The 26,436-nt window shown below is 65.1% G+C and carries 24 protein-coding genes and 1 CRISPR repeat array (1 of these 25 only partly in view); of the genes, 15 read left to right on the forward strand and 9 right to left on the reverse strand.

Annotated features, from left to right (window positions below):
- Positions 1–92: a CRISPR direct-repeat array (repeat unit 36 nt; unit sequence AGTGTAGCCGTTCAGAGATCGTGGTCCAGCGGCAAC); it begins 2,319 nt to the left of the window's first position.
- A gap of 41 nt (positions 93–133) precedes the next feature.
- The 3 genes from FGU64_RS19425 to FGU64_RS19435 form a co-directional block, all read right to left on the reverse strand.
- Positions 134–1,087 (reverse strand): ATP-binding cassette domain-containing protein, encoded by a 954-nt coding sequence (locus FGU64_RS19425; RefSeq protein WP_139954648.1) that lies wholly within the window; start codon positions 1,085–1,087, stop codon positions 134–136.
- Positions 1,084–1,911, reverse strand: coding sequence for an ABC transporter ATP-binding protein (locus FGU64_RS19430; protein ID WP_230978782.1), 828 nt, complete (start codon positions 1,909–1,911; stop codon positions 1,084–1,086). The genes FGU64_RS19425 and FGU64_RS19430 overlap by 4 nt, the downstream gene beginning before the upstream one ends.
- 295 nt (positions 1,912–2,206) lie before the next feature.
- A complete protein-coding gene (locus FGU64_RS19435) occupies positions 2,207–3,172 on the reverse strand; it encodes a LysR family transcriptional regulator (RefSeq protein WP_246671153.1) in 966 nt (321 codons plus the stop codon).
- 113 nt (positions 3,173–3,285) lie between these two features.
- On the opposite strand from FGU64_RS19435, the gene FGU64_RS19440 reads away from it, so the two are divergent.
- The 5 genes from FGU64_RS19440 to FGU64_RS19460 all read left to right on the forward strand — a co-directional run bounded on the left by FGU64_RS19440 (position 3,286) and on the right by FGU64_RS19460 (position 9,751).
- Positions 3,286–5,214, forward strand: coding sequence for an ABC transporter substrate-binding protein (locus tag FGU64_RS19440; protein WP_139954651.1), 1,929 nt, complete (start codon positions 3,286–3,288; stop codon positions 5,212–5,214).
- A 103-nt stretch (positions 5,215–5,317) separates the two neighbouring features.
- The gene (locus FGU64_RS19445) at positions 5,318–6,325 is read left to right on the forward strand and encodes an ABC transporter permease (protein ID WP_246671154.1); all 1,008 of its coding nucleotides are present in this window, start codon (positions 5,318–5,320) and stop codon (positions 6,323–6,325) included.
- Entirely contained in the window at positions 6,322–7,194 is an 873-nt protein-coding gene (locus tag FGU64_RS19450) for an ABC transporter permease (protein ID WP_136358644.1), read from the forward strand. Before FGU64_RS19445 ends, FGU64_RS19450 begins: the two co-directional genes overlap by 4 nt.
- Positions 7,195–7,213: 19 nt before the next feature.
- Entirely contained in the window at positions 7,214–8,884 is a 1,671-nt protein-coding gene (locus FGU64_RS19455) for a serine hydrolase domain-containing protein (protein ID WP_139954652.1), read from the forward strand.
- Positions 8,885–8,953: 69 nt separating this feature from the next.
- Positions 8,954–9,751, forward strand: a complete 798-nt coding sequence (locus tag FGU64_RS19460; protein WP_139954653.1) for a M55 family metallopeptidase — start codon at positions 8,954–8,956, stop codon at positions 9,749–9,751.
- 97 nt (positions 9,752–9,848) lie between these two features.
- On the opposite strand, the gene FGU64_RS19465 is transcribed toward FGU64_RS19460, so the two are convergent.
- The 5 genes from FGU64_RS19465 to FGU64_RS19485 form a co-directional block, all read right to left on the reverse strand.
- A complete protein-coding gene (locus FGU64_RS19465; protein WP_139954654.1) occupies positions 9,849–10,094 on the reverse strand; it encodes a MoaD/ThiS family protein in 246 nt (81 codons plus the stop codon).
- On the reverse strand, positions 10,094–12,358 hold the full coding sequence (locus FGU64_RS19470) for a xanthine dehydrogenase family protein molybdopterin-binding subunit (RefSeq protein WP_139954655.1): 2,265 nt from the start codon (positions 12,356–12,358) through the stop codon (positions 10,094–10,096). The genes FGU64_RS19465 and FGU64_RS19470 overlap by 1 nt, the downstream gene beginning before the upstream one ends.
- Before the next feature lie 3 nt (positions 12,359–12,361).
- Entirely contained in the window at positions 12,362–12,838 is a 477-nt protein-coding gene (locus FGU64_RS19475; RefSeq protein ID WP_139954656.1) for a (2Fe-2S)-binding protein, read from the reverse strand.
- Positions 12,838–13,698: a xanthine dehydrogenase family protein subunit M gene (locus tag FGU64_RS19480; RefSeq protein ID WP_139954657.1), complete on the reverse strand. Its 861-nt coding sequence runs from the start codon at positions 13,696–13,698 to the stop codon at positions 12,838–12,840. Before FGU64_RS19480 ends, FGU64_RS19475 begins: the two co-directional genes overlap by 1 nt.
- A gap of 347 nt (positions 13,699–14,045) precedes the next feature.
- Positions 14,046–14,852, reverse strand: a complete 807-nt coding sequence (locus FGU64_RS19485) for an IclR family transcriptional regulator (protein WP_180375573.1) — start codon at positions 14,850–14,852, stop codon at positions 14,046–14,048.
- 142 nt (positions 14,853–14,994) lie between these two features.
- On the opposite strand from FGU64_RS19485, the gene FGU64_RS19490 reads away from it, so the two are divergent.
- From FGU64_RS19490 to FGU64_RS19515, 6 genes are all read left to right on the forward strand, one after another.
- Positions 14,995–15,873, forward strand: coding sequence for a transporter substrate-binding domain-containing protein (locus tag FGU64_RS19490; protein WP_136358628.1), 879 nt, complete (start codon positions 14,995–14,997; stop codon positions 15,871–15,873).
- A gap of 67 nt (positions 15,874–15,940) precedes the next feature.
- Positions 15,941–16,606 carry an amino acid ABC transporter permease gene (locus FGU64_RS19495; RefSeq protein ID WP_139954659.1) on the forward strand — a complete coding sequence of 222 codons (666 nt, stop codon included), beginning with the start codon at positions 15,941–15,943 and terminating at the stop codon, positions 16,604–16,606.
- A gap of 2 nt (positions 16,607–16,608) precedes the next feature.
- Positions 16,609–17,256, forward strand: a complete 648-nt coding sequence (locus tag FGU64_RS19500) for an amino acid ABC transporter permease (protein WP_139954660.1) — start codon at positions 16,609–16,611, stop codon at positions 17,254–17,256.
- 4 nt (positions 17,257–17,260) lie between these two features.
- Positions 17,261–18,049: an amino acid ABC transporter ATP-binding protein gene (locus FGU64_RS19505; RefSeq protein WP_139954661.1), complete on the forward strand. Its 789-nt coding sequence runs from the start codon at positions 17,261–17,263 to the stop codon at positions 18,047–18,049.
- A gap of 16 nt (positions 18,050–18,065) precedes the next feature.
- Entirely contained in the window at positions 18,066–18,545 is a 480-nt protein-coding gene (locus FGU64_RS19510) for a RidA family protein (protein WP_136358620.1), read from the forward strand.
- Positions 18,538–19,752, forward strand: a complete 1,215-nt coding sequence (locus FGU64_RS19515; protein WP_139954662.1) for an aminotransferase class V-fold PLP-dependent enzyme — start codon at positions 18,538–18,540, stop codon at positions 19,750–19,752. The genes FGU64_RS19510 and FGU64_RS19515 overlap by 8 nt, the downstream gene beginning before the upstream one ends.
- Before the next feature lie 143 nt (positions 19,753–19,895).
- On the opposite strand, the gene FGU64_RS19525 is transcribed toward FGU64_RS19515, so the two are convergent.
- Positions 19,896–21,155: a Zn-dependent hydrolase gene (locus FGU64_RS19525; RefSeq protein WP_139954663.1), complete on the reverse strand. Its 1,260-nt coding sequence runs from the start codon at positions 21,153–21,155 to the stop codon at positions 19,896–19,898.
- Between the two features lie 294 nt (positions 21,156–21,449).
- Between FGU64_RS19525 and FGU64_RS19530 the strand changes: the two genes are divergently transcribed.
- The 4 genes from FGU64_RS19530 to FGU64_RS19545 are packed head-to-tail and all read left to right on the forward strand — an operon-like array spanning position 21,450 to position 26,409.
- On the forward strand, positions 21,450–22,703 hold the full coding sequence (locus tag FGU64_RS19530) for a sarcosine oxidase subunit beta family protein (RefSeq protein ID WP_139954664.1): 1,254 nt from the start codon (positions 21,450–21,452) through the stop codon (positions 22,701–22,703).
- Between the two features lie 10 nt (positions 22,704–22,713).
- Positions 22,714–22,983 carry a sarcosine oxidase subunit delta gene (locus FGU64_RS19535; RefSeq protein WP_139954665.1) on the forward strand — a complete coding sequence of 90 codons (270 nt, stop codon included), beginning with the start codon at positions 22,714–22,716 and terminating at the stop codon, positions 22,981–22,983.
- The gene (locus FGU64_RS19540) at positions 22,980–25,871 is read left to right on the forward strand and encodes a sarcosine oxidase subunit alpha family protein (RefSeq protein ID WP_139954666.1); all 2,892 of its coding nucleotides are present in this window, start codon (positions 22,980–22,982) and stop codon (positions 25,869–25,871) included. The genes FGU64_RS19535 and FGU64_RS19540 overlap by 4 nt, the downstream gene beginning before the upstream one ends.
- Complete coding sequence (locus FGU64_RS19545; RefSeq protein WP_246671155.1) at positions 25,864–26,409, forward strand: hypothetical protein; 546 nt, start codon at positions 25,864–25,866, stop codon at positions 26,407–26,409. Before FGU64_RS19540 ends, FGU64_RS19545 begins: the two co-directional genes overlap by 8 nt.
- The last annotated feature ends 27 nt before the right edge of the window (positions 26,410–26,436 follow it).

Genomic DNA, 26,436 nt, shown 5'->3' on the forward strand with positions numbered 1-26,436 from the left:
TTCAGAGATCGTGGTCCAGCGGCAACGAGAAATGTCACCGGCGGAACTGGCTATGCAGTGTAGCCGTTCAGAGATCGTGGTCCAGCGGCAACCTGCCGCTGGCGCGGCTGAGCAGTCGCCGCCCGCAGCGACGTCAGGACGGCGCGGTCTGCCGCACGAAATGCGTCGGCGAGACCGCGTTCATCGGCAGATGGACGGGCACGAAATCCACCCCGCGCACGGCGCTGGGAATCTCGTCCGACATCGGCTCACGGCCGATCGGCCGCTTCGTCGGGTCGGCGACCGGAACCGTCGACAGCAACTTGCGCGTATAGGGATGCTGCGGATTGCCGAAGACGGAGCGGCGGTCGCCGATCTCGACGATCTCGCCGAGATGCATGACGGCGACGCGGTGCGCGATGCGCTCGACGACGGCCATGTCGTGGCTGATGAAAAGGATGGCGATGCCGATGTCTCGCTGCAGGTCCATCAAGAGGTTGATGACCTGCGCCTGGATGGTCACGTCGAGCGAGGCGACCGCCTCGTCGGCGATGACGAGACGCGGGTCGAGCGCGAGCGCACGGGCAATGCAGATGCGCTGGCGCTGGCCGCCGGAGAAGGCATGCGGGTAGCGCTCGAGATGCTCGGCCGGCAGGTTGACCTTGGCCAGCAGGTCCGCCGCCCGCTGCCGCAGGTCGCCGCGCGACGCGATGCGGTGAACGCGCATCGGATCGGTCAGCGCCTGCGCGATCGTCATGCGCGGGTTGAGCGAGGAGAACGGGTCCTGGAACACCATCTGCACCTCGCGGCGAAAGGCGGCGAGGGCGGTCCGCCCCGCGCCAATGATCTCCTTGCCGTCGTAGCGGATGGAGCCGGACAGCGGTTTGTCGAGCTGCATGATGCTGCGCGCCACCGTCGATTTGCCACAGCCGGATTCGCCGACCAGCGCCAGGGTCTCGCCGGGGAAGATGTCGAAAGAAACGTGCTCGACGGCGTGTACACGTCCTGAAATGCCGCCGAACGTCCCACCCTTGAGATCGAAGCGGGTGACGAGGTCGCGGACCTCGATCAGAGGCTTTTTTCCGGCCGCGCTTGATCCGGCGGTCATAGGGCGGCCTCCGGCTCGGCGGTTTCCGCATCGTAGATGACGAGCGGGAATTTCTCGGGCGCGTCCTTGTCGGCCATGCTGCCGAGCCGCGGCACGGCCGAGATGAGGGCGCGCGTGTAGCGGTGCCGGGGCGCGGCGAAGATCTGGTTCACCGGACCCGATTCGACGATCTCGCCCTTCAGCATGACGCAGACGCGATCGGCGATCTCGGCGACGACACCCATATCGTGGGTGATGAAGAGCACCGACATGCCGATCTCGCGCTGCAGCGCGCGCACCAGATCCAGGATCTGCGCCTGGATGGTGACGTCGAGGGCAGTGGTCGGCTCGTCGAGGATCATCAGCGAGGGGCGACAGGCCAGCGCCATCGCTATCATGACGCGCTGGCGCATGCCGCCGGAAAGCTGGTGCGCATACTGGTCGAGCCGGCGCGCGGCGTCCGGCACGCGCACCAGCTTGAGCACGTTGAGCGCTATGGCGCGCGCCTCGCGGGCGGACTTGCCCTGATGCCGCATGACGACCTCCGAAATCTGGTCGCCTATGGTGAAGACGGGATTGAGGCTCGACATCGGGTCCTGAAAGACGATGGAGAACTCAAAGCCGCGCAACGCCTCGACGCGCTTTTCCGAAAGCTGCGTCAGGTCGGTGATGCCGCCGTCCTTCAGCCGCATCAGGATGCGCCCGCCGGTGATCTTGGCGCCGTCATACTCGGTCAGGCGCATCACCGTCATGGCGGTGACGGATTTGCCGGAGCCGGATTCGCCGACCAGCGCCAGCGTCTCGCCGCGACCGATCTGGAACGACACGCCACGAACCGCACGCACCGGATTCGCCGCGCTCGCGGCAAAACAGACTTCCAGGTTTTCAACCGAAAGGATTACGCCGTCGGGAAGGCTCGCGGTGGCGACAGATTGGACGGACAATAGCAACTCCCGGCGCAACGGATCGCGTCTGCCACCATCGAACGCAATGACCTTGCGGCTTGTCAATAGCGGCGGACGCCGAAGGTGCCCATGCAAATCCGCCGAAATCCGCCCCTGCGCGGGCGGTCGTCGGCGGTTATGCAAACTATGCATCGCTGTCTCGGATTTCGCATAGGCGATCAGGCCCGATTGGCGCTCAGCGCAGGGTGAGGGACGGATCGACGGTGCTGCGGGCGCCGACCTGTTCGGCGACCCGCGCCAGATGCTTCCACAGGATTTCGCCGTCGCGGCTGCGTGCGCCGATGCGCCGGAAGATCCTGATCTCGATCTCTAGGGTCATCTGCTGCCCGCCGATCTGCACCAGTTCGCCCTGGGCGATGGATTTCTGGACGCAAATCTGTGGCAGCCAGACCACGCCGCGGCCAGCGATGGCCATCTGTTTCAGCCCCTCCGCGAGGGACGACTGATAGACGAGGCTGAGGTTGAGGGGCCGCCGCCAGCGCGACTGGATGAGCGAGACCAGCTTGCCGAGATAACCGTCGCTCCAGGAATAGGCGAGGTACGGTATGCTGGTGCCCTCCGGCGCATCGAGGTCGTAGAGCGGTACTCCTGTCGAATCCACGCCGGAGACAAGAACAAGACGATCCTTGCCGATCTGCTGTGATTCGAAGGGGCCTGCACCCAGCACCCGGGGCCCGTCGGGGTGGTTGTAGGTGATGATGAAATCGCATTTGCCCGAAGAGAGGTGTTCCACGCATTCGAGGAAATCGGCCGTGTGCATGCTGCTGTTGATGGGCGCGCTGGGCATGTCGGGATTGCTGATCCAGTTGGGGAAGAAATAGATGGCCAGCGTATGCAGGGCGGCGAAGGTCAGCAGCTGCGAACTGGCGCCGGCGGCGTTTCGGCAGTCGGTGCGCAGGCGATAGATGTCGCGCACCATCTCCTGGCAGCGCGGGACGAACATGTTGCCGGCGTTGGTCAGATGGACCGGATAGGTGCTGCGGTCGATGAGTTCAGCCCCGACCCAGGCCTCCAGCGCCTTGATGCGCCGGCTGAAGGCCGGCTGCGAAATGTTGCGGGATGCCGCGGCGGTAGAGAAGTTGCGGGTCGCGACGATCTCCAGAAAATCTTCGAACCACGCCAGTTCCATCCGCTTCCTCATGCGTAACGCGCATAACCGATCCTATCTACGCATTGGACAGCAATGCAAGCGTCCTCCTAGCTTCGAAGGCAACGACAAGAAGACTGCTGTGTCCATCGTAGGGGAATATTTCCATGAAACGTGCTTTGGCATTGGCTTTGTGTCTGGGAGTCGGCACGGCGATTTCGCCTGCCGCCGCCGAGACCAAGAATCCCGGTACCTTCGTCTTTCTCTGGACTGACGACGTTCAATCCTTCGATCCCGCCTACATTGCCAACACCCCGAGTTCCTACGGGGTGTTGAACGTCTATAGCCGGCTGCTCAACTACAACGGCTCGCAGATATCCGAATTCGTGCCGTCTCTTTCGACCGAGGTGCCGAGCCTTGAAAACGGGCTGATCAAGCAGGGGGCGGACGGCTCGATCAGCTACACCTTCCCGATCCGCAAGGGCGTCCACGCACACAAGGTCGGCGTCAAGGGCGACGACGGCAAGATTACCTGGGAGTACTATGACGGGCTGAGCGAGGAGCAGAAGGCCAAGATCGAGCCGGGCTACGGCGAGATCACCCCCGAGGACGTGCGCTATTCGCTGCTGCGCGCCATCCTGATGGGGCAGTCGTGGATGTCCAACGCCATCACCGAGGTGGTGTCGGCCAGCAAGTACACCGATATCGCCAAGTGGGCCGAGAGCGTCGGCAACGTGAAGGACATCAACGAGGCCAGCCCCGAGGCGCTGCGCAAGGTCTATGACGAACTCGCCTCGCAGATCACGGTCGAGGGCGACACCGTCACCTTGAAGCTGCCGAAGTCGTTCCCCGCCACGCTCGGGGTTCTCGCCCTGCCGTTCGGCGCCTCGATCGTCGACAAGGAATGGGTGGCCTCGGTCGGCGGCTGGGACGGCGACGGCGATACCTGGAAGAAGTACTATCGTCCCGAAGTCGGGGCCGATCCGTTGTTCGCCGAGGAAAACGGCACCGGCCCCTTCATGCTCGAGCAATGGGACCGCACCGACCGCCGCATCACGCTGAAGCGGTTCGACAACTATTTCATGGGTCCCGCCTCGCTCGAGCGGGTGGTCATCCGCACCGTGCCGGAATGGACGACGCGGCGCCTGCAACTGCTTTCGGGCGATGCCGACTTCGTGACGACGCCGGTCGAGTTCCTCGACGAACTCAGCAAGACGGAGGGCGTGAAGGTCATCGACGGCCTGCCCAAGGTCTTCAGCCGCGGCCTCTATTTCGCCTGGCCGCTGGACGAGGCCGACAATTCCGCCATCGGCAGCGGCAAGCTAGACGGCAACGGCATCCCGCCGGACTTCTTCTCCGATATCGACGTCCGCAAGGGCTTCAATTACGCCCAGAACTACGATGTTCTCCTCAAGGACGTGGTGCTCGGCAAGACCGTGCAGGCGCGTGGCCCGACGGTGCGCGGCATCATGGGCTACCGGCCGGATTCGCCGATCTACACCTATGATCCGGAGAAGGCGGCCGAGCACTTCAAGAAGGCGTTCGGCGGCAAGTTGTGGGACGTCGGCTTCACCTTCACGGCCTATGTGCAGGAAGGCACCCCGCTTGGCACGGCAGCGCTGTCGGCGCTGCAGCAGGGCCTGCAGCGGATCAACCCGAAGTTCAAGATGAAGATCCAGTCGTTGCCGTGGGCATCGGTTTCGGACAAGCTGAACAATCGCGAAAAGCCCGCCTCGCCGCTGACCTATATGGGCTGGGGTCCGGACTATTCCGATCCGGGCGGGCCGCTGGGCGCCGCGACCTACTACCTGTCCCCGACGGGCCTTGTCGGCGGCATGCTGGGCCAGGGTTACCGCGACCTGATGACGGAGAAGTTCAAGCCGCTGCTGGACGAGGCGTGGGCTTCGAGCGATCCGGCCGTGCGCGAGCCGATCTATGCCAAGCTGCAGGAAATGTCCTACGAATACGCCACGACCCAGTTCCTCTGGGAGGACTTCTCCTACATCGTCACGCGCAGCAACATCGACGGCTACGTGCACAACATGATCCTTTACGGTGCCTGGGACTTCTATCCCATCACCAAGAAGGCCGATTGACCGACGTCGACGAAGCGCCGGGCGGAAATGCCGCCCGGCAGTCCGACCAATCCCTCGCTCCGCGGGTCCGGATGTGCTGAATTACGCTCTGCGACGGCTGCTGATGCTTCCCGTCGTCCTCTTCGCCCTTTCGCTGATGCTGTTCGCGCTGCAGATGTCGCTGTCGCCGACGCAGCGGCTCGCCGCCTACGCGCCGTCGCCCGACTTCCTCAAAGGCGGGCAGGACAGCATCCGCAGGATGATCGAACAGTATGGGCTGAACGATCCGTTCTACGTCCAGTACGGGCGCTGGATCGGCAATATCCTGACCGGCAATCTGGGTTGGTCAGAAACCGCGCGCCAGCCGGTCGCCCATGCGCTGGCCTCGCTTTTGCCGGCGACGATGGAACTGGTCCTGCTCGCCTTCATTCCGAGCTTCCTGCTGGCAGTCTTTCTCGGCTCGCGCGCCGGCATCCATCTCAACCGCTGGCCCGATCACGTCATCCGCATCTTCACCATCCTGGGCTGGTCCTTCCCGGTATACGTCTTCGGCCTGCTGATGCTGCTGGTCTTCTATTCGGCACTCGACTGGTTCCCGCCCGGCCGGCTCAGCCAGTGGGCGCAGGCCGTCGTCCGGTCGCCCGACTTCACCCGCTACACGGGGGCGAACACGGTGGATGCCCTGCTCAACGGCAATCTGGCGATCTTCTTCGATTCGCTGCGGCACCTGGCGGCGCCGGTCATCACGCTCACCTATGTCAATATCGCCAACATGACGCGCATCATGCGCACCTCAATGCTTGAGACGCTGCGCCAGGACTATGTCCGCACGGCGCGTGCCAAGGGCATGCCGCGGCGTGTCGTGGAATTGCATCACGCCCGTCGCAACGCGCTTTTGCCGGTCGTCACGATCGCCGGTATGGAACTGGCCACCATGATGGGCGGCGTGGTCATCACCGAAACCATCTTCGACTATACCGGCCTCGGCCAGTTCGCCGCCAAGACCGCAGCCAACCTGGACTTTCCGGCCGTGCTCGGCTTCGGCCTGTACTTCGCTGTCGTGCTGGTAGTGATGAACCTCATCGTCGACCTCATCTATCCGCTGCTCGATCCGAGGGTGAAGACGCGATGAAGGTGCTTCGCTACCTCAGGCGCAATCCGATGTCGCTGCTGGGCTTTCTCCTGCTCCTGGCGTTCGTCCTCGTCGCCGTATTCGCGCCGGTGCTGGCACCGCCGCAGGAATTCCAGCTGTCTGTCTATGACACGCCGCGTGCCGGCTTCCTGGCAACGCCGCAGCCGCCTTCGCCCGAATCCCCCTTCGGAACCACCGAAGGGCAATACGACATCTACTATGCCGTCGTCTGGGGCACCCGCACAGCCTTCAAGATCGGCCTCGGCGTCGTCGCCATCTCGGTGCTGATCGGGACGATCATAGGGTCGCTCGCAGCCTACTACGGGGGCGTCGTGGACGAAGTGCTGATGCGCATCGTCGACGTGTTCATGGCCGTGCCGTTCCTCATCGCCGCCATGGTGCTCACCGCGCTGCTCGGCAAGGGGCTCGGCCCGATCACCATCGCGCTGACGACCTTCGGCTGGATGGGCTATGCGCGCGTGGTGCGCAGCGAAATCCTGCGCATCCGCGAGATGGACTACGTGAACGCGGCGCGGAGCTACGGCGCCGGTGACCTCAGGCTGATCGTGCTTCACATCCTGCCCAATGCCTTCTTCCCGGTGCTCGTTCTCGCCACCATGGCCACGGGCTCGATGGTGCTCACCGCTTCGGCTCTCAGTTTCCTCGGCGTCGGCACCGAGGAAGGCTACGCCGACTGGGGGCAGTTCATCGCCTATGCGCGCAACTGGATCGTCGGTCAGCCCGGCAACCCGTTCCAATACTGGTATACGCTCGCTTTCCCCGGCGCCGCGATTTTCCTGTTCGTCCTGGCGTGGAACCTTGTCGGCGACGCTTTGCGCGACATCCTCGATCCCCGCCATACAAGCTGAAACTCAGGGAGTATCCGTCGTGTCTTCGCTTTCCAACAACGCCATCGAGCTTTTCGAGGACCTCATCCGCCATGAGGTCGAGGACAAGGCGATCCCCTCCATCTCCTACGCGCTCGTCGACCGCGACGGGTTGCTGCGCGACGGGCATATCCAGCGCCATGACCGGCACTTCGAGATGAAGGCTGACACCTGCTTCCGCATCGGCTCGATCACCAAGACCTTCACGTCCGCCGCCATCATGCAACTGGTCGAAAAGGGGCTGATCGACCTCGACGTCGACGTTTCCACCTACCTGCCCGGCTTCCAGCCGACCAATCCGTTCGCCGGGCGCGAAAGCGGGCCGTTCGGCTCCCAGATCAGCCTCCGCAAGCTGATGAGCCACACCGCCGGCATCGTGCGCGAACCCAAGAGCGGGCACTACCTCGACTCGCACAAGCCGCCGCTCGCCGACACGGTCGCCGAACTGGCCACCTCAACCCTGAAGCAGGATCCCAGCGCCGGCATCATGCACTATTCCAACGCCGGGATCGCGGTGGTCGGAATGGTGATCGAGCGGGTGACGCGAAAGAGCTACTCCGACTACATCACCGAAACCATCCTGAAGCCGCTCGGCATGAAGGACACATCCCCAGGCATGGCGCCGGGCATTCGCGAAAGGCTGGCGCCGGCCGACATGTGGACGTTGGAAGGCGACAGCCCGGCGCCGGTGTTCAACCTCGGCGGCTCACCTGCAGGCAACATCTTCTCCACCACCGCCGACATGGCCCGCTATGCGCAGTGCCTGCTGCGGGGCGGTTTCGCGCCGGACGGCCATGCCGTCGTCAGCCCCGCCTCGCTGCGCGAAATGTGGACTCCGGTCGGCAAGCGCCCGGCCGGCCACGACAAGGCGTTGAACGGCTACGGGCTGTGCTTCGGCGTCGGCGACATGGACGGGTGGACATCGGTCGGCCACGGCGGCGCGGTCTATGGCTACGCCTCGCAGATGCTACTGTTGCCGCGGGCCGGCTTCGGTGTCCTCGTCTTCGCGACGCTCGATTTCGCCAACCAGATCGCCTCGCGGCTGGCGGGCGACGGACTGCGCATCGCGCTTGCCGAGCAGGGCATGGGCCGGATGCCGCAGCGCAACCAGAAGGCGCCGGCCATAAGCGAAGAGCAGTTCGCGAGCCTGCCGGGACACTACCGGCACGAGGCGAGCGGCGAAGTCGTCGAGGTCAAGAGGAAGGACGGGAAGCTCTATCTGATGGGGGAAGGCGTGCCGTTGCAGATCCGCCCCGTCTCCGGCAACGACTTCGTCATCGACGGGCGCATCTACGGCCGCGGGGCCGACTATGCGCATATGAACGTCTCCTTCTCCGAAGCCGACACGCTGACGTGGAAGGGGGCGAAGTGGTTGCGCGTCGAGACCCTGCCGGTGGAGAAGGTCCCGTCCGAGATCGCGCCGCACCTGGGAGAATACGGTCCGGATTTCAACATCACCTATCTGAGCTACAGCCATGGTGAACTGAAGTGCCTGATCGAATATTTCTGCACGCATACGTGCGAGCCGGTCGATGCAGGCCGTTTCCGCATGCACGGCCTGCTCTACGAGGAGGAGATCCTCGAACTCGATGCGGTCGACGAGAAAGGTCGCCGCGGCATCCGGGTCGGGCCGATGTTCCTGGAACGCCGGCGCGCCGAAGTGGCGGCCTGACCGGTAACGGTCGCGGCGGTGATGGCCGCCGAAGCTGCACGGATTTCACCCAGATCGAAAGGCAGGGACATGAAGGTCTTCATCAGCGCCGACATCGAAGGTACGGCAGGCATCACCAACTGGGACGAGGCGCGCAAGGGGCATCCGGAATACGCCGAGTTCCGCGAATACATGACCGACGAACTGGTGGCCGCCTGCGAGGGCGCCAGGGCCGCTGGTGCCACCGAGATCGTTGTCAAGGATGCCCATTCGACGGCGCGCAATCTCATCCTTTCGAAACTTCCCGACTACGTGCGTATCGTCCGCGGCTGGAGCGGGCATCCCGATGCGATGATGTTCGGCATCGACGAGAGTTTCGACGCCGCCCTCTACACCGGCTATCACAACAAGGCCGGCACCGACACCAATCCGCTGGCGCACACGCTGACCGGCACTGTGTCGAGGATGTTCCTCAATGGCGAGATCGCGTCCGAATACACGCTCAACGCGCATTGCGCGGCTCGCTACGGCGTACCGTCGGCATTCCTGTCGGGCGACGCCGGCATGTGCGGCGAGGCGAAGGCGCTGGTTGCCGACATTGCCACCGTCGCCACCAGCCAGGGCTTCGGCCCGGCCACCTCCTCGCTGTCGCCGCAAGGGTCGGTGAAAGCCATTCGCGAGACGGTCGAGGCCGCGCTGTCGCGCGATCTGTCGACATGCCTGCCGAAGCTGGCCGACAGCTTCGAACTCGTCGTCGAGTTCACCACCCCGATCGAAGCCTTCAAGGGCAGCTGGTATCCGGGCATCGAGCATCCCGCACCGCGCACGCTTCGCTTCCGGGCGAACGACTTCTTCGACATCCAGCGCGCGATACGCTTCGTCGTCTGAACGGACGCCATACGGAAGGCATGCTTTCCGTTTGCTTTTGCCCCATCAGCCTCCTGCACATCGACGAAGCCGTCGACAAGCAATTGCAGCGCGCCGTTTATCCTCCGGCGAGACGGGGCAGCAGGAAGATTTCCGCGTCTTGCGGCAATTGCTTCGACCATGTGTCGCGGTAGATCGTCCCGTCGATGGAGACGGCGATGCCGCGGTCTATCCAGGGCTGGAGGCCGGGATGCTGTTCAGCCAGTTTCCTGAACAGCTCCCTTATGTCCTTGGCCTCGATATCGAGCTTGCTGGTGCCTCCGGCGGCCCTTCCGAGCGACCCCCAGAGCGTGACCTCGACCATCAGCCTTCCCGTGCGGCCTCGAGCGCGGCCAGAACGCGCGGCGGCGACATCGGGATGTGCGTCATGCGCACGCCCGCCGCGTTCGACAGCGCGTTGGCGATCGCCGCCAGCGGCGGCACGATCGAAGTCTCGCCAACGCCGCGCACCCCGTAGGGGTGGTTGGGGTTGGGGATTTCAAGGATCTGCGTGTCGATCATCGGCAGGTCGGAGCAGACCGGGATGCGGTAGTCGAGGAAGCCCGGATTCTGCAACCGCCCGTCCTTGCCGTAGATATATTCCTCGTTGAGCGCCCAGCCGATGCCTTGCGCCGCACCGCCCTGGTACTGGCCCTCGACATAGGTCGGATGCACCGCCTTGCCGGCATCCTGCACCACCGTATAGCGCAGCACCCGCGTGGCGCCGGTCTCGGGATCGACCTCGATGTCGCAGATGTGGGTGGCGAAGGAGACGCCGGCGCCGTCGGCGACCAGTTCGCTGTGACCGGCGATCGGCCCGCCCGTCGTGCCGGACGCGGCGGCGATCTCCTTGAGCGACAGCTTGCCGAGATTGCCGTGCTTCTCGCCCCTGGCGACCGCGTGGCCGTGTTCCCAGGCGACGTCATCGACGGAAATGTCCCACATCTGGGCGGCGCGCTCGCGCAGCGTCCTGATGGCGTTGCGGGCGGCCGAGATGGTCGCCATGGAGGTGGAGAAGGTGCCGCGGCTGCCGTCGGTCATGTCATTGTAGCCGAGGCTCGATGTGTCGGCGACCACCGCCTTCACATGCTCGTAGGCAATGCCGAGTTCCTCTGCCGCGATCAGTGACAGCGAGGCGCGCGAGCCGCCGACGTCGATGGTGCCGACGGCAAGCGAGACCGAACCGTCCATGCCGATGTTGAGGTCGGTGCAGGTCTGGCCGCCGAAGTTGAACCAGAAGCCGCAAGCCATGCCACGTCCCTGGTTCTTGCCGAGCGGCGCCTTCATGTGCGGATGGTTCTTCACCGCTTCCAGCGTCGGGCCGATGCCGATCGGGCCGTAGACCGGGCCGTAGGAAGACCGCGTGCCTTCCTGGGCGGCGTTTTTGATGCGGAAGTCGACCGGGTCCATGCCGACCATCTTGGCCAGTTCATCGATCGCGCTTTCCACCGCGAAGGCCGCCATCGGCGCCGAGGGCGCGCGGTAGGCCGCGGTCTTCGGCCGGTTGACCAGCACCTCGTAGCCGACGGTCTTGACGTTCTCGAGCCTGTAGCAGGCGAAGGAGGTCATGGCGCCGACTTCGGCCCATGAGCCGGCATAGGGGCCGCAGGAATAGCGCAGCGTCGCTTCGGCGGCGGTGATGGTGCCGTCCTTGCGGGCGCCGATCCTGACGTCGATCGAGGTGGCGCTTGTCGGGCCGGAGGCGCGGAACACCTCGTCGCGCGTCATTACCAGCTTCACCGGTCGGCCGGCCTTGCGCGACAAGGCGAGTGCCACCGGCTCGGCCCAGACGTGGGTCTTGCCGCCGAAGCCGCCGCCGATCTCGGAAGAGGTGACGCGCAGTTTCGAGGCGTCCATGCCGAGCAGTTGGGCGCAGTGCTGGCGGTAGACGAAATGGCCCTGCGTGCAGACCCACAGGTCCGCCGTGCCGTCCGCGTTGGCGCTCGCCACGCAAGCGTGCGGCTCGATATAGCCCTGATGCGTCTGCTCGGTCCTGAAGGAGCGCTCGACGACGAAATCGGCGTGGCCGAAGCCCGCGTGGACATCGCCATGGCCGAACTGGCTGCGCTTGGTGACGTTGGACGGCTTGACCGGCTTTTCCTCAAGACCCTCGGTAAAGACGGCGTCGTTGATCAGCGGCGCCCCGTGCTTCATCGCCTCGTCGACATCGGTCACATGCGCCAGCACCTCGTAGTCGACTTCGATGAGCTTCAGCGCCTGCCTTGCCGTGCGGGCGTCGATGGCGGCGACGGCGGCCACCGCGTGGCCGTCATAGAGTGCCTTCTTGCGCGCCATGCAGTTGTCGAGGATGTCGTACATGGCGGCGTCGCCATTGGTGTGATCGGGCAGGTCGGCTGCTGTGATGACCGCCTTCACGCCCGGCAGCTTTTCAGCTTTCGAGGTGTCGATCTTCCTGATTTTGGCGTGCGCGTGCGGGCTGCGCAGGATGCGCCCGACCAACTGGCCGGCCATGTTGAAGTCGGCGCCGTAGCGGGCGCGGCCCGTCACCTTGTCGATGCCGTCCGGGCGGATGGGGCGCGTGCCGACGGCCGTGAAATTGCGCGTCGAATAACGTGGATCGAAATTCATCGGTCAGGCTCCCCGCATCACGTTGGCCGCGTCCTGGACGGCGCGAACGATCTTGTCGTAACCGGTGCAGCGGCACAGGTTCCCGGCGAGGCCGAAGCGGATTTCCTCCTCGGTCGGCGAGGGGTTCTTGGCCAGCAGGTCCTTCGCCGCGATCAGGAAGCCCGGCGTGCAGATGCCGCACTGAAGGGCCGCGTGCTCGAGGAACTTCTGCTGCAACGGGTGCAATTGCTCGCCATGCGCCATGCCCTCGACGGTCTCGACCTGCCGCCCTTCGGCTTCGGCGCCGAGCACGAGGCACGAGCACACCAGGCGGCCATCGAGGATGACTGAGCAGGCGCCGCAGTCGCCGGTGCCGCAGCCTTCCTTGGCGCCGGTCAGGCCCAGACGGTCGCGCAGCACTTCCAGCAGCGTCTCGTCGGGCTGGCACAGATATTCGACGGCATCGCCGTTGATCGTGGTTGAAACTGCTACGCCGGCCATCATTTGCCTCCTGCACGCTGATAGGCGGTCACGGCGGCCCGCCTGGCCAGCACGCCCGCGACTTTTCTTCTGAATTCGATGGTGCCGCGCTTGTCGTCGATGGGGCGGCAGGCGCCCGAGCAGACCTTTGCAAGCCGCTCCAGCGTTGCTTCGTCGAGCTTCGAGCCGACGAGGACTTCGGCAGCCTCTTCCACCAGAAGCACCGTCGGCGCCGCGGCGCCCAGCGCCATGCGGGCTGTCTTGACGGCGCCCTTTTCGTCGAGCGTCAGGTTCACGCCGGCGCTGACCACCGCAATGTCCATCTCGGTGCGCGGGATGAAGCGCAGATAGGCGTCGCCTGCGTGCGGCGGACGCTTGTCGAGCAGGATCGCCTCGATGATCTCGCCTTTGGCGAGCGTGGTCCTGCCGGGTCCGGCAGGCACGGTCTCGACAGGGATGGTGCGCCGGCCCGACGGCCCGACGATCACTGCTTTGGCGCCGGCCGCCACCATCGCCGGCACGCTGTCGGCCGCCGGCGAGGCGTTGCAGAGGTTGCCGACGATGGTGCAGCGTCCCTGCACCTGCTTGGAGCCGATCAGCCTGGCCGCCTCGACCACGCCGGGCCAGGCCTTCTTCAGGGCGGTGTTTTCGCCGAGCACGGCACTGGGAACCGCGGCTCCGATCCTGAAGCCTTCGGCTGTTTCCTGTACATCACCGAGTCCCGGGACGGCCTTGATGTCGACGATGAGGTCGGGCTCGACGAAGCCGCCCTTCATTCTCACCAGGAGGTCGCTGCCTCCGGCCAGGATTGCGGCTGTTCCGGCCGAACTGGCCAGCGTGCCGACGGCATCTTCGATTGAAAGCGGACGTATGTAGCGCATCGTCTCCCCTGGGTGATCGCGATTTTATCGTTGTTTATAGGGCGCTTTGTTCGATTGGCCATCCAAATATTGCTGTTCCAGAGACTGGAATCCGGCACAGTCGTAGTGCCAGGGTCGCGCCGCCGTCATCGCTACCCACTATCTGAGAAAAGCGGCAATGGCCGCCGGCGTCAACGATCCGCGCAATCGTTGGAGATCGACGGTCGTCGGCATCCCCAAGTCGTGCATGCGACGAAGTCGGGGCGCGGTTAACAGCCGATGGCCGGACGTGGAGATAAGGAAATCAACGACGACAGGACAAAACTGCTTTCGGGTGCCTTTGTGGCCACACTGGCCGCGCTCCAGTGTCAGCGCAACGCGTCCCCGCCCAGAGAGATTGCTTCCGAAGCCTCCAGCAGCTTCGCTTCCAGCATGCGCATCTTTTCTTCCGGGATATCGATGGGCAGGACAAAGCAGATCGTTGCTTCCACCTGCCCGGCCTGGTTGGTGATGGGCGCGGCAAGACATTGCGTGAAACGGCTGATCATGCCCACCGTCCTGGCCAGCGGCAGCTGCGTGTGGGCATGACATTCCGCAACGAATGCGGCGATGTCGACGGGTTTGCCGTCGGGCATCGTCCGGTCCTCAGGTTCGAGGATCGCCGAGATTTCCGCCAACGGCATTTGCGACAGCATCAGCCTGCCGGACGCGGTCCATGGCAAGGGGATGCGCGAGCCGATTTCGGAGCTGATGCGCAGCGGCCGCGAGCCGGGGCGAGCGTGGACGATCACCTGTTTGCCGTGCAGGCGCGTGCAAAGCTCGCTCGTCTCGCCCGTCTCCTTTGCCAGCGCGTCGACCATTTCGCGTCCGCGCGCGACGATGTCGTTGGCGCGCAGATAGCTTGCCCCGTAAAGATAGATCAACTTGCCGAAATAGACGTTGCTCTCCTTGCCGCGCACCTCCAGCAGTCCCGCCTCGGACAGGATGTTCACCAGATCGTAGATCGTCGATTTGGGCGCGCCGAGAGCGTGCGGCAATTCCGCCAGCCGGGCAGGCCCTCCGTTCGACTGGAGGAAGGAAAACAGCTTCAGAACCCTGTCGACGCCGCGTTCGCGCGGTCCCCGCGCCACGCGGGTCTTCGCCGGAGGGGTCTTGTCCGTCAAAGGTCGGTCCATTTGGGGCTGGTCCATTTTCGCTGATCTCGATTGCCAAGCCGTATGGAATAGGTTACCGTCTCTAATATAAGAAAGTAGTCCAATATATAAGACTATTCAAGACCGCCAGATCGTGAACGTGCCAACCCATGAGGAGACATCGATGACCGAAGGAACTGAACGCCGCGATTTTCTGAAGCTCGGACTTGGAGGTGCGGCGCTCGGCGCGCTTTCGGCCTCGGTCCTGCTCGATCCCAAACAGGCGGCCGCGCAGGCCGCCAGCGACAGCCTGCTGCGCACCGTGCTCGACCGCGGCCATTTGATCGTCGGCACCGGCAGCACCAACGCGCCGTGGCACTTCGAGAACGACGCCGGCGAACTCGTCGGCATGGACATCACCATGGGCCGCATCATCGCCCAGGCGCTGTTCGACGATCCGTCCAAGGTCGAGTTCGTCAAGCAGGACGCGCAGCAGCGCATCCCCAACATCGTCACGAACAAGGTGGACATCACGCTCCAGTTCATGACGATCTCGGGTGCCCGCGCGCAGCTCATCAATTTCACCCGCCCCTACTATGTCGAGGGCGTGGCACTGATGACCAAGCCGGACTCCGCGGCCAAGACTTACGACCAACTCAAGGCCAAGGGCAGCGGCGCGCGCATCGCCATCCTGCAGAACGTCGACGCCGAGACGACGGTGCACAAGGTGCTTCCCGAAGCACAGGTGATGCAGATCGATACCCAGGCCAACGTCTTCCAGGCGCTCGAATCCAACCGCGCCGACGCTTCGGCGGTCGATCTTTCCAACGTGCGCTGGCTGGTCTCGAAGAATCCGGACCGCTATTTCGACGCCGGCATGCAGTGGAACAGCATGCTTTACGGCGGTGGCGTGCGGCAGGGCGATCTCGACTGGCTGCAATTCGTCAACACGGCCTTCAATATCGCCATGTTCGGCCACCAGAACGAACTCTACGACAAGGCTTTCAAGGATTATTTCGGCATGGAGCCGCCGGTGCGCAAGCCGGGCTTCCCGACCATCTGATCGCCTCGCCTCCCGGCCGCGATGGCGGCCGGGAGGCGTCCGCCGCACGAGGAAGCAGCGAGGCCCGATGGGCTACCACCTTAATTTCAATCTGATCTGGCGTCACTTCGACAAGCTCTGGCAGGGGCTGATCCTCAGTCTGGAGCTGGCGGTGCTGTCGATCCTGATCGGCGCCGTCATCGGGCTTCTCCTCGCCGTCTGGTACGTTTCCGCCGGCAAGGTGGTGCGCGCGGCGATCTCGGCCTATGTCGAGTTCATCCGCAACGTGCCGCTGATCCTTCTGGTCTACATCGTCTTCTACGGCATCCCGACGGTCGTCGATTTCGCCTACAGCCCCACAGCTTCCTTCATCGGTACGCTGTCGCTCTATTCGGGCGCCTATCTGGTGGAGGTCTTCCGCTCCGGCCTGGAAGCTGTGCCGCGCGGGCAGCTGGACGCCGGCAAGGCGATCGGCCTGACGCCCTGGCAGCGGCTGCTCTACGTGCGCCTGCCGACGATGACCAGGATCACCCTGCCGGCGCTGTCGAACACCTTCATCTCGCTGTTCAAGGACACGTCCGTCGCCTCCGTCATCGCCGTGCCCGAGCTGACCTACGGCGCGCAGTGGATCAACTTCAACACGTTCCGCATCGTCGAGGTCTATATCGTCACGACGATCATGTACCTGGTGACGGGCTACGGCATCCTGTTCGGTCTCAGGCAGGTCGAGCGCCGCTTCAAGGTGGAGCGCTGAGCATGGCCACGATCCTCTATGCCCTGCCGTTCCTGCTGCAAGGTTTTCTCATCACCCTTTGGGTGTCGGCGCTGGTGGTGGTGTTCTCGCTCGCCGGCGGCCTCGTGCTCGGCGTCGGGCTGGTCTACGGCCCCCGGCCGGTGCAATGGCTGGTGCGGCTTTTCAGCGACTGCATCCGCGGCATTCCGATCCTGGTGCTGATCTTCGTCGTCTATTACGGCTTCCCGCCGCTGGGCATTGCCATCGATGCGTTCTGGGCTGGCGTCGTCGCGCTGACCTTGTTCAAGGGCGCGCAGGTGATCGAATATGTGCGCGGCGCCATTTCCTCCATCCCCAAGGGGCAGATGGAGGCCGGCAAGGCCATCGGCCTGACCTTCGTGCAGCGCCTGCGCTACGTCATCTTCCCGCAGGCCGTGCGCCGCTTCCTGCCGCCGTGGATCAACGGCGTGACCGACGCGGTCAAGGGCAGCGCGCTGATCTCGCTGCTCGGCATCGTCGACCTGATGCAGTCCATCAACGAGGTGATCGGCCGCACCTACGAGGCCATGCCGCTCTACCTGCTCGGCGCTTTCATCTACTTCGCCATCAACTATTCGCTCTCGCTCACCAGCCGGTTCGTGGAACGGCGTTACGCTTATATCCGGGACTGAGACCATGAACGCAAACCAGCAGCCGCTTCTCAAGATCGACGATCTGCGCAAGTCCTTCGGCCAGGCAAACATCCTCAAGGGCATCGACATGGCCGTCAACAAGGGCGAGGCGGTCGCGATCATCGGCCCGTCCGGCAGCGGCAAGACCACCTTGCTTCGCTGCGTCAATTTCCTCGAAACCTACGAGGAAGGCTCGATCCGGATCGACGGGCAGGAAGTCGGCTACCGCGACGGCGGCAACCGCCAGCGGCGGGGCGAGACCGACCTTGCCCGCATGCGCGCCGAAACCGGCATGGTGTTCCAGAGCTTCAATCTTTTTCCGCATCTGACGGCGGCTGAGAACGTCATGCTCGGCCTCACCAAGGTGCGCCGCAAGCCCAAGCAGGAAGCGCGCGAGATCGCCGAACATTGGCTCAAGCGCGTCGGTCTTGACCACCGCATCGACAACCTGCCGTCGGAACTGTCCGGTGGCCAGCAGCAGCGCGTCGGCATCGCCCGGGCCGTCGCCATGGAGCCGAAGATCCTGCTGCTCGACGAGATCACCTCGGCGCTCGACCCGGAACTGGTCAACGAGGTCCTCGACGTCGTGCGCCAGCTCGCCGAGGAAGGCATGACCATGCTGATGGTGACGCACGAGATCGCCTTCGCGCGCGACGCCAGCAACCGCATCGTCTTCATGGACGACGGCAAGGTGGCTGCCGAAGGGCCGCCGAAGGAACTGATGGCGCAAGCCGGCTCCAACCAGCGGCTGGATGCCTTCCTGTCGCGTTTCAGAACCAGTCATTTGCATTAAGACGAACGGTTAGCCCATGCCTGCCAACGACCAGATTGCCGCGCGCGGCCTTCAGCTGCCGCCGGTTCCCACGCCGATCGGGACGTTCCGCAACGTCCTGCAGGTCGGCAACGTCCTTTACGTGTCCGGGCAGGGGCCGCTCGACCGCAACGGCGTTCTTCAAAAAGGCAAGGTGGGCCGCGACGTTACCGTCGAGGCGGCCTACGAGCATGCACGGCTGACCGGCCTCAACATCCTGTCGGTGCTGAGAGCCCACCTCGGCGATCTGGCGCGGGTCAAGCGGTTCGTCAAGCTGCTCGGCTTCGTCAACGCCACCGGCGACTTCGCCGAGCACCCGGCGGTCATCAACGGCTGTTCCGATGTCCTTGTCGAGGTTTTCGGCGAGGCCGGCGTGCATGCGCGCTCGTCGATCGGCGTCGCCTCTCTGCCCAACAATATTACCGTAGAAGTCGAGGCGATCGTCGAGATTTTCGCCGAAGGAGACAATCATGGATAACCGCAACGCCAGCGCCGCAACCGGCAGCAACGAGACGATCCGCGAGCGTCTCGGGCTGCGGCCGATCATCAACGTGTCGGGAACGATGACGGCGCTGGGCGCTTCCATCATCGTGCCGGAGGCGATCGCGGCGATGGCAGAGATTGCCCCGCAGTTCGTCGAGATGGACGATCTTCATCGTGCCGCCAGCAAGGTCGTCGCCCGGCTGACGGGCGGCGAGGCAGGCTTCATCACCGCCTCCTGCGCCAGCGGCATCTCGCTGGCGCTTGCTGGGGCGATGACCGGCACGAATCTTCTGGCGATCGAGCGCCTGCCCGATCTCGCCACGGGCCTCAAGGACGAGGTGATCGTGCAGATCGGCCACATGGTTTCCTTCGGCGGCAACATCGACCAGGCGATCCGGCTTTGCGGCGGCAAGGTCGTCGAGGCCGGCACCGTCAGCGTCGTCAACGACTACCATGTCGCCGACGCGATCAACGAACGCACTGCGGCCGGTCTCTACGTGGTGTCGCACCACACCGTCCAGTATGGCATGCTCTCGCTGCCCGAGTTCGCGGAAATCTGCCACGCCGCCGGCGTGCCGGTCATCGTCGACGCCGCTTCCGAATACGACCTGCAGCGGTTCCTGCGCGACGGCGCCGACATCGTCATCTATAGCGGCCACAAGTTCCTCGGCGGCCCGACCACCGGCATCGTCGCCGGCCGCAAGGACCTCGTGCGCGCCGCCTTCCTCCAGAACCGCGGCATCGGCCGCGGCATGAAGGTCGGCAAGGAAAGCATCGCAGGCGTGATCGCCGCACTCGAAGCGTGGGAGAAGCGCGACCATGCCGGCATCCGGCGCCGCGAAAGCGAGGCCCTGCATTTGTGGCAGGACACGCTGACCGGCCTGCCGGGGATCAGGGCCGAGATCGTTCCCGACCCGACCGACAACCCGCTGGACCGCATCGAGATTACCGTGTCGCCGGAGTCGGGCTATTCGGCGGCAGGTCTCGCCAAAGCGCTGTCGCTGGCGGAGCCGCCGATCATCGTGCGCAACCATGAGGTCGAGCGCGGCCACTTCTTCCTCGACCCCTGCAACCTGCACGAGGGAGAGGCGGAGATCGTCGCCAATGTCCTCAAGCGCGTGCTGACGGCAAACCCGAAGCCCGATTATGCGCTGATGACGCCCCGCAAAACCAGCCGGGCGGCCCTTTCCTGGCCTGACTAGAGCATCGGACCGAAAAGTGGAATCCGGTTTTCGGTGATTCCGATGCTCTACCAATAATTTAGATCGTCCTTTGTGCGTCCGAATGGACGCACGGCGATCTAGGACCGGCGCAGCGGGGAACCTGCCTCCGACCTCCTCGCGTGTTATTCGATCCGTCGTCGTCCTTCCGGCAGGGTCAGTTCGCAGACGGTTGCGAAGACCACGTCCACACCTCGCGCAAGCTGCTCGTAATCCGTCCATTCTTCGGGTGCGTGGGAGATGCCGTTGCGGCTGGGCACGAAGACGAGGCCGGTGGGGGCAAATTCGGCCATAATCATCGCGTCGTGGCCTGCTCCGCTGACCATGGTCCGGCTTTTCAGGCCCAGGGTTCCCGCGTGGCGTGTCAAAGTACCGTGCAGTTCCACCGAAAGCAGCACCGGGGAAACGAACAGTTGCTCCTCGACCTCGACCGTCAGGCCGTTCCCGCCCGCTTGCTCGATGACGGAACGGCTTCGCTCGACGAGCGTCCGAACCACCGCATCTTTCGGAGCGCGGATATCGACGGTGAAGGTCACGAGATCCGGGATCACGTTCGCGCCGCCGGGATGGACCTCCAGCTTGCCCACGGTGAGCACGGCGTCCTGTCCGATTGCGCGAGCCAGGTCCGGTAGCTGGGACAGCGCCGCCACCGCACCGACCAGGGCATCGCGCCGCGCATTCATCGGTGTGGTGCCGGCATGCCCCGCCTGTCCCCTGAACGTCACCTTCAACTGGGCCATTCCGACGACGCGGTCGACGATGCCGACGTCGTCGCCTTGCGCCTCCAGCACCGGACCCTGCTCGATGTGAAGTTCGAGGAAGGCGTAGACGGAACCCGGCTTCAGCACCGCACGATGCGCCTGCGCCGGGTCAAGCCCATACCTGGCCATTGCCTCTGCCATGGTGATGCCGTCGTCGTCCGGCAGCGCATTGAGGCTTCCCGTGTCCAGCCGACCGGTCAGGATTCGTGAGGCGACCATTCCGCCGCCGAAGCGTGTCCCCTCTTCCTCGATCATGCCGATGAACTCGATCGGCCGTTCCGGCATCAGACCACGATCCCTGAACAGGGACGCGATTTCTATCCCGGCGACGACGCCGGCCTGTCCATCGAACTTGCCGCCGTTGGGGACGGAATCGAAATGCGAACCGATCATGACCGGAGCGAGATCGGGGTTGCTGCCCTCCAGCCGGCCGATGACATTGCCGACCCCATCCTCGCGCACCGTGAGACCTGCGGATTCCATTTCGGCGCGCAGGAAGTCGGCGGCCTGTCGGAATTCCGGACTGTAGGTCAGCCGCGTCGTTCCCTCGCCGGGCGTCGCGGTGAACCGGTCCAGCCCCTCGATCAGGCGCTGGATGCGCTGCGGATCAGAAAACCGTGTCACAGCAAAAAACTCCGCGAAATTGCCGCTGGTACGGCCAGCCCCGTCAGTCCGGGGCGACAGGAGACCGGCTGGCGGCGCGTGTCAACCGGCAAGGCGCGATCTGCGCACCGGTACTTTATCGAGCCTGCGAGATCGCCCATCACTCCCGCCGAAGCGGGAGGGTTTCATTGGTGATATATGACTGGACATAAGTGTCTATGAATTCTAGTTTCGATCAACTTTTCGGCTGGAAAGATCGCTGCCTGTGCCCCACTCGTCGGCGAAACATCACTCGGACGTTGACGCAGGCCAGGCATGACACGCAGCTATTCGGCGCTATCGCTGTTCAAGGAAGGGCTCGCGGGCCAGGTAGGCTGGGAGCCGGCGTGGCGTTCGCCTGAGCCGAAGGCGCGCTATGACGCGATCGTCATCGGCGGCGGCGGGCACGGGCTGGCGACGGCCTATTATCTGGCGAAGAACCACGGCATCGCCAATGTCGCGCTGCTGGAGAAGGGCTGGATCGGCGGCGGCAACACCGGCCGCAACACCACCGTCGTGCGGTCCAACTATTTCTATCCCGAAAGTGCTGCGATCTACGGGCTGGCGCATTCGCTCTACAAGGGCCTGTCGGCGGACCTCAACTACAACATCATGCTGTCGCAGCGCGGCGTGCTGACGCTGGCGCACAGCGAGAACGGACTGGAGACGGCCGCCCGCACGCTCAACGCCATACAGGTCAACGGCATCGATTCCGAGCTGTTGTCGCTGGAGGAGGTGAAGCGGCTGGTGCCGATCTACAATTGGGGGCCGGACGCCCGCTACCCGGTGTTCGGCGGCACCATCCAGAGAAGCGGCGGCACCGCCCGCCACGATGCCGTCGCCTGGGGTTATGCGCGCGCGGCCAGCCGCCTCGGCGTCGACATCATCCAGAATTGCGAAATCACCGACTTCATCATCGAGGGCGGGCGCTGCCGCGGCGTGGCGACGACGAGAGGGACGATGCGGGCCGAGCGCACCGGCATGGCGGTTGCCGGCCATTCCTCGGTGCTGGCGGGTAAGGCCGGCTTCCGGCTGCCGGTCAACTCCTACGCCTTGCAGGCCTGCGTGTCGGAGCCGGTGAAGCCGATCCTCGACACGGTTGTGATCTCACCCGACACCGGCGTCTATGTCAGCCAGTCGGACAAGGGCGAGATGGTGATCGGCGGCGCGCTCGACCGCATCCCCTCCTACGGCCAACGCGGCAACCTGCCGGTGCTGGAAGGGGTGCTCGCCGGCATGCTCGACATGTTCCCGGTGCTCGGCCAGCTGAAGCTGATGCGGCAATGGGCCGGCATCGTCGACGTGGTGCCGGATTCCTCGCCGATCATCGGCGAGACGCCGCTGCCCGGCCTGTTCATCAACTGCGGCTGGGGCACCGGCGGCTTCAAGGCGATCCCCGCCGGCGGCACGCTGCTCGCCCATCTGCTCGCCACCGGCAAGCATCACGACATCAGCCGCCCCTTCGATCTTGACCGCTTCACCACCGGTCGCCTGATCGACGAGGCGGCCGGCTCCGGCATCGCGCACTGACGGTTTTCCCATGCAGCTCTTTCCCTGTCCCTTCTGCGGCCCGCGCGACGAGGCGGAATTCCACTATGGCGGCGAAGCCGGCAACCTCAGGCCCGACGGACGCGAGGTGCCGGCCGGGCGCTGGGCGGATTATCTCCACATGCGCGCCAACCCCAAGGGCGCGACGAGGGAAATCTGGGTGCACATGACCTGCGGCGAGTTCTTCGCCATGGAACGCGACACCGTCACCCATAAAGTCGCCGGCTCGGTGAGTCTCGGCGAAGCAGAGCAGCAGCCATGAGCGCCCGGCGGCTTCCCCACGGTGGCAGCGAGATCGACCGCTCGCGCCCGCTGAAATTCACCTTCGACGGGCGCACGGTCGAGGGTTTCGGCGGTGATACAATCGCCTCGGCGCTGCTGGCGTCCGGCCAGCGGATCGTCGGCCGCTCGTTCAAGTATCACCGGCCGCGCGGCATCTGGGGCGCCGGCGTCGAGGAGCCGAACGCATTGCTCGACGTCGAGCGCGACGGCCGCCGCACGCCGAACGCGCGTGCCACGACGGAACCGGTGCGGGACGGGCTTGTCGCGCGCAGCGTCAATGCCGCGCCGAGCGCCGAGCAGGACCGCAACGCCTTCCTCGACCGCTTTTCGCGCTTCATACCGGCTGCGTTTTACTACAAGACTTTCATGTGGCCGGACTGGCACCTGTTCGAGCCGCGCATCCGCGCCATGGCCGGCCTCGGTGCCGTCGATCCGGCCTGGGCGCAGGATCGGTCGGCGGATCAGATCAACCGTCATTGCGACGTGCTGGTGGTCGGCGCCGGCCCCGCCGGCCTCGCGACGGCCGCGAGCGCGGCGGCGGCCGGCCACAGCGTGCTTGTGGTGGACGACCAGAGCCGGCCGGGCGGTTCGCTGCGCCACCGTGCGGGCGAGATCGACGGCAGGCCGGGCGCGCAATGGGCAGCGGAAACGGTGGCCGCGCTGGAGAAGGCCGGTCTGGTTCTGCTCTCCAACACCACGGCCTTCGGTATCTACGATCACAATCTGGTCGCGCTGAACCAGCGGCACGACGACGGCCGGCCCGATACGCTGTGGCGGGTACGGCCAAAGCGCATCGTGCTGGCGACCGGCGCCATCGAACGGCCGCTGCCTTTCGCCAACAACGACCTGCCGGGCATCCTGTCCGCCGACGCCGCGCTGCAATATCTGAAGCGCCATGCCGTGCTGGCGGGCGAACGTATCGTCGTCGCCACCAACAACGACAGGGCCTATGAGGCGGCGAGCGTTATGGCCGAGGCTGGTGCCGAGGTGACGCTGGTCGATGTCCGGCCCGCTGCTTCCGCCGACGCCGGCAAGGCGCGGATGCTTTCCGGCCGCGCCGTGGTAGCTGCACACGGCCGCAACGCGGTCGAGGGCGTGACGCTGGACGACGGCACGCGGCTTTCTGCCGATTGCGTGCTGGTGTCCGGCGGCTGGACGCCGAGCGTGCATCTCTATTCGCAGGCCAAGGGCAAGCTCGCCTGGCGCGACGATCTCGCGGCCTTCGTGCCCGGAGCCGAGGTCGAGGGCATTGGAACGAGCGGCGCTCTGGCCGGCGCGATCTCGCTGTCGAAGGTTCTGGAAAGCGGCGTCGCCGCGCTCGGCCCACTTGCCGCGAAGAGCAAGGCATCGCCGGCTCCGAAAAGCACCGGCGTCGAGGCGAGCCTGAACACTAGCGCTGCATGGCCGAAGCCGAAAGCCAAGGGTCGCGTCTGGATCGATTACCAGAACGACGTGACGGCCAAGGACGTCGAACTGGCGGCGCGCGAGAACTTCGTCTCGGTCGAGCACCTGAAGCGCTACACGACGCTCGGTATGGCCACCGACCAGGGCAAGACCTCGAACTTGAACGGGTTGGCGCTGCTGGCCGAGGCGACCGGGCGCAGCATCCCGGATGTCGGCACCACCACCTATCGCCCGCCCTTCACGCCGGTGCCCTTCACCAGCCTCGTCGGCGCCAGACGCAAGTCGCTGCTGGCGCCGGTGCGCCGCCTGCCGCTGGACACCGTCCATCGCGCGCAAGGCGCGTCCTTCCGCGAATATGGCGGCTGGCTGCGGCCGGCCTATTATGGCGGGACAGGAAGCGGTTCCGCCGCTGCGATCCAGGACGAGGCACGGCGGGCACGCCAATCGGTGGCGCTGTTCGACGGCTCGACGCTAGGCAAGATCGAGGTGATCGGCCCGCGCGCCGCCGAATTCGTCGATTTCATCTACTACAACACCATGTCGACGCTGAAGCCGGGCCGCTGCCGTTACGGCTTCATGCTGTCGGAGAACGGCGTGGTGTTCGACGACGGCATTTTGGTGCGCCTCGACGAGCACCGCTTTGTCGTCTCGTGTTCATCCTCGCATGTCGCCGCCGTGCATGCGCGGCTGGAGGAATGGCGGCAGGATCGTTTCGGCCGTGACGCGGTCTATATCCACAACGCGACCGCGCAATACGCGACGCTCACCGTCTCCGGACCGAACGCGAAGGTGCTGTTGGAGGCGCTGGACCTGGGTGCGTCGCTGGACGATGCCAGCCTGCCGCATATGGCGATCACCAATGACCGCTTCGGCGGCGAGGAAGTCCGCATCGCCCGCGTCTCCTTCACCGGCGATCGCAGCTACGAGGTTTCCATCCGTGCCGACCGTGCGGAGGCACTGTGGGCGCGTATGCAGCAGGAGGGCCGGGCGCTGGAGGCGGTGACGATCGGGCTGGAGGCGCTGATGATCCTGCGCGCCGAGAAGGGTTACATCGTCATCGGCAAGGATACCGACGGCGCCACCATGCCGCACGATCTCGGCGTCGCCGGACCGCGCCAGAAGCGCGTCACCGAATTCGTCGGCCGCCGCTCGTTGTTCACCGAGGAAGGAACCCGTTCCGACCGCAAGCAGCTCGTCGGGCTCGCCGTCGCCGAAGGTGAGGCGCCGCTCGGCATCGGTGCCCACGGCATCGAGCGGAGGGGCGGTGCCAAGCGCAGCCTCGGCTACGTCACCTCGAGCTATTTCAGCCCGACGCTCGGCCGGCCGATCGCGCTGGGGCTGATCGAGCAGGGCGCGTCCCGCCACGGCGAGGTGATCGACATCCAGCATCTGGGCATGCTGCGGCGCGCGACGATCACCGCGCCCTGCGCTTTCGACCCCGCCGGAGACCGCCTCAATGGCTGAGCTTATTCCCAATCTCGCGGACCGCTGGCCGGCCGCTCCAGACTGGGCTTCGGCCCGGATCGAAGGTGCGGGCTTTACGGTGCGCAGTGTCGCCGGCCTCCACCAACTGCTGGTCAGCGGCGACCTCGATGCGTGGAACACCGCGTCCGGCCTGATGGGGCAGGGCGTTGGTGCGTTAGCGCTGGCCAAAGGGGCGGCATGGCAGGTCCGCGTCGCGCGCGACCGCTTGCTTGCCGTCTCGTCGAAGCCATTTTCCGTCGAGCCGGGCTGGCACGGCGAAGGCTTCGCCGTGACGCGCATGGACGCCGCCCTGCATGTGTTCGAGATCGAAGGGGAGGGGGTGGGCGATGTCATCGCCCGGGCCACGACGCTGGATCCGGAATCGGCGTCTCCGTCGGCAGCCATGCTGTTCGCCGGCGTCAATGCGGTCGTCTATCGCCACGGCGCGCGCAACCGGCTGCGCGTCCATGTCGACCGCGGACTTGCCGCCTACCTTTGGGAATGGTTTGGGCAATTGCCCAATGGCGTTGCGAGATAGCTTCGCGGAAACGGCTTCGGCCACCGT

The organism is Mesorhizobium sp. 8 (assembly GCF_006351905.1).
GTDB classification, from domain to species: Bacteria; Pseudomonadota; Alphaproteobacteria; order Rhizobiales; family Rhizobiaceae; genus Mesorhizobium; species Mesorhizobium composti.

What these genes read in the sequence shown, in the direction of transcription:
- FGU64_RS19425 (WP_139954648.1), bottom strand. Translation starts at nt 1,087, where the DNA reads ATGACCGCCGGATCAAGCGCGGCCGGAAAAAAGCCTCTGATCGAGGTC.
- FGU64_RS19435 (WP_246671153.1), bottom strand. Translation starts at nt 3,172, where the DNA reads ATGAGGAAGCGGATGGAACTGGCGTGGTTCGAAGATTTTCTGGAGATC.
- FGU64_RS19440 (WP_139954651.1), top strand. Translation starts at nt 3,286, where the DNA reads ATGAAACGTGCTTTGGCATTGGCTTTGTGTCTGGGAGTCGGCACGGCG.
- FGU64_RS19445 (WP_246671154.1), top strand. Translation starts at nt 5,318, where the DNA reads ATGCTTCCCGTCGTCCTCTTCGCCCTTTCGCTGATGCTGTTCGCGCTG.
- FGU64_RS19450 (WP_136358644.1), top strand. Translation starts at nt 6,322, where the DNA reads ATGAAGGTGCTTCGCTACCTCAGGCGCAATCCGATGTCGCTGCTGGGC.
- FGU64_RS19460 (WP_139954653.1), top strand. Translation starts at nt 8,954, where the DNA reads ATGAAGGTCTTCATCAGCGCCGACATCGAAGGTACGGCAGGCATCACC.
- FGU64_RS19465 (WP_139954654.1), bottom strand. Translation starts at nt 10,094, where the DNA reads ATGGTCGAGGTCACGCTCTGGGGGTCGCTCGGAAGGGCCGCCGGAGGC.
- FGU64_RS19470 (WP_139954655.1), bottom strand. Translation starts at nt 12,358, where the DNA reads ATGAATTTCGATCCACGTTATTCGACGCGCAATTTCACGGCCGTCGGC.
- FGU64_RS19475 (WP_139954656.1), bottom strand. Translation starts at nt 12,838, where the DNA reads ATGGCCGGCGTAGCAGTTTCAACCACGATCAACGGCGATGCCGTCGAA.
- FGU64_RS19480 (WP_139954657.1), bottom strand. Translation starts at nt 13,698, where the DNA reads ATGCGCTACATACGTCCGCTTTCAATCGAAGATGCCGTCGGCACGCTG.
- FGU64_RS19485 (WP_180375573.1), bottom strand. Translation starts at nt 14,852, where the DNA reads ATGGACCGACCTTTGACGGACAAGACCCCTCCGGCGAAGACCCGCGTG.
- FGU64_RS19490 (WP_136358628.1), top strand. Translation starts at nt 14,995, where the DNA reads ATGACCGAAGGAACTGAACGCCGCGATTTTCTGAAGCTCGGACTTGGA.
- FGU64_RS19495 (WP_139954659.1), top strand. Translation starts at nt 15,941, where the DNA reads ATGGGCTACCACCTTAATTTCAATCTGATCTGGCGTCACTTCGACAAG.
- FGU64_RS19500 (WP_139954660.1), top strand. Translation starts at nt 16,609, where the DNA reads ATGGCCACGATCCTCTATGCCCTGCCGTTCCTGCTGCAAGGTTTTCTC.
- FGU64_RS19505 (WP_139954661.1), top strand. Translation starts at nt 17,261, where the DNA reads ATGAACGCAAACCAGCAGCCGCTTCTCAAGATCGACGATCTGCGCAAG.
- FGU64_RS19510 (WP_136358620.1), top strand. Translation starts at nt 18,066, where the DNA reads ATGCCTGCCAACGACCAGATTGCCGCGCGCGGCCTTCAGCTGCCGCCG.
- FGU64_RS19515 (WP_139954662.1), top strand. Translation starts at nt 18,538, where the DNA reads ATGGATAACCGCAACGCCAGCGCCGCAACCGGCAGCAACGAGACGATC.
- FGU64_RS19530 (WP_139954664.1), top strand. Translation starts at nt 21,450, where the DNA reads ATGACACGCAGCTATTCGGCGCTATCGCTGTTCAAGGAAGGGCTCGCG.
- FGU64_RS19535 (WP_139954665.1), top strand. Translation starts at nt 22,714, where the DNA reads ATGCAGCTCTTTCCCTGTCCCTTCTGCGGCCCGCGCGACGAGGCGGAA.
- FGU64_RS19540 (WP_139954666.1), top strand. Translation starts at nt 22,980, where the DNA reads ATGAGCGCCCGGCGGCTTCCCCACGGTGGCAGCGAGATCGACCGCTCG.
- FGU64_RS19545 (WP_246671155.1), top strand. Translation starts at nt 25,864, where the DNA reads ATGGCTGAGCTTATTCCCAATCTCGCGGACCGCTGGCCGGCCGCTCCA.